This window comes from Spirabiliibacterium mucosae, assembly GCF_014884965.1.
Taxonomy (GTDB): domain Bacteria; phylum Pseudomonadota; class Gammaproteobacteria; order Enterobacterales; family Pasteurellaceae; genus Spirabiliibacterium; species Spirabiliibacterium mucosae.
Genome location: NZ_JABTBO010000054.1, coordinates 1 through 1,666 on the forward strand (window position 1 = coordinate 1; position 1,666 = coordinate 1,666).

The 1,666-nt window shown below is 29.1% G+C and carries 3 protein-coding genes; all 3 read right to left on the reverse strand.

From position 1 onward, the window contains the following. Positions 1-40: 40 nt before the first annotated feature. From HPC37_RS10715 to HPC37_RS11345, 3 genes are read right to left on the reverse strand one after another with little or no spacing between them, the layout of a single operon-like run. Entirely contained in the window at positions 41-697 is a 657-nt protein-coding gene (locus HPC37_RS10715) for a glycosyltransferase family protein (protein WP_208123096.1), read from the reverse strand. A 46-nt stretch (positions 698-743) separates the two neighbouring features. Next, positions 744-1,502 (reverse strand): glycosyltransferase family 2 protein, encoded by a 759-nt coding sequence (locus tag HPC37_RS10720; protein WP_208123097.1) that lies wholly within the window; start codon positions 1,500-1,502, stop codon positions 744-746. A gap of 20 nt (positions 1,503-1,522) precedes the next feature. Further along, positions 1,523-1,606, reverse strand: a complete 84-nt coding sequence (locus tag HPC37_RS11345; RefSeq protein ID WP_427915974.1) for a glycosyltransferase — start codon at positions 1,604-1,606, stop codon at positions 1,523-1,525. Positions 1,607-1,666 lie beyond the last annotated feature (60 nt).

Below are 1,666 nucleotides of genomic sequence, written 5' to 3' on the forward strand. Positions count from 1 at the left end.
AAAATCTAATAAAGCCTAGAAACATATATAATCCTTAAATTTAATAAAAATTACGTATTGGAATAGAAAAATCTTCTCTTAAAAAACTTAGATTCATGTTATAAAATTGATCAATTTTACTATTTGTTCCCCATGTAAATTTCATATAATTGACTTCTTTTTGAAATCTTAACAATTTTTCTGGAGTATTTTCTTGGCCCCTTGAAATAGATTCATGATGATATAACTCCGCATAAGGAGTCCATAAATTACGATAGCCACACTTCATCACTTTTAAACATAAGTCAACATCATTGAATGCAACTGTAAGATCTATTTCATTTAAACCACCAACTTCATTAAATACCGATTTTCTCATAACTAAACATGCAGCTGTTACGGCAGAGTAATTTTGGACCAATCTCAGTCTGGAAAAATAACCACAATCTTCTTTAGTTGAAAATTTATGAGAATGCCCTGCTACTCCTCCTATACCTAGGATGACACCAGCATGTTGGACTAAATTGTTTGGATAATATAACATTGCACCAACACAACCAATATCTTCTCGTATAGCATGACTAACCATTTCTGACAACCAGTCTCCATTAATTACTTCAATATCATTATTAATTAATCCTATAATTTTACCTTTTGCCTTTTTTATTGCAAAGTTATTAATAGCAGAGTAATTGAAAGGATGTGGATATTTAAGCACTTTAATTTCTTATGCTCTCTTAAACTATGAAAATAATTTATACTTGTTATGTCATCTGAATTATTATCAACAAGTATAATTTCAAAATTTTTATATGTTGTTTATTTAAAATAGAATCTATTGCTTGCTTAGTTATTTGATATCCATTATATGTAGGTATTATCAAGCTCACCAAAGGTTCATCGACTAAAGGCCATCTAACTCGGTAAGTGTTCTCTAATTGCCCTTTTTCAACAACAACATCCTTTTTTTCACTTAAGAAATAGTCTTGTAAAGCTTTAATACCTGAAGCCGTAGTATACGACTTTTGAGTAGCTGAAAGTGCAGTTGATCCCTTAATAGCTCTCCAGTGGTATAATATTTTTGGAATATGCTTAATATTATTAATATTAATATTTTGAATATAGCGGAGTAAAAAATCGTAATCTTGACTACCTTCAAAACCTTTTCTAAATCCACCAATTTTATTGGCAATTTCTGTCTTGTAAACTCCAAGATGTGATATGTAATTTTGACTATATAATAAATCTAAGTTAAAATCAGATTTAAAATGAGGCATAAAACGCATTCCATATTCATCAATCTTATCTTCATCAGAATATATTAACTGAACATTATCTTCATTATTTATCAACTTCACTATTTCATATAATGCGTTTGGGGGTAAAAGATCATCGTGATCCATCAACGCAAGCCATTCACCAGTTGCCAACTCCAGCGCAGAGTTAGAGTTTAATGAAATATGCCCATTTTCTTTTCTAAATATTACTTTTATTCTAGGATCTAAACGTACATAACTATTCAATAAATTTTTAATATCTTTTATTACTTTGAATTATCATCAGATATACATAATTCCCAATTACTATAAAACTGATTTCGCACTGATTCAACAGCTTGTTTAACCATCTTATATCAACATTATAAACAGGCATAATTATAGATATTTTAGGGTTTTTCTAAATACAG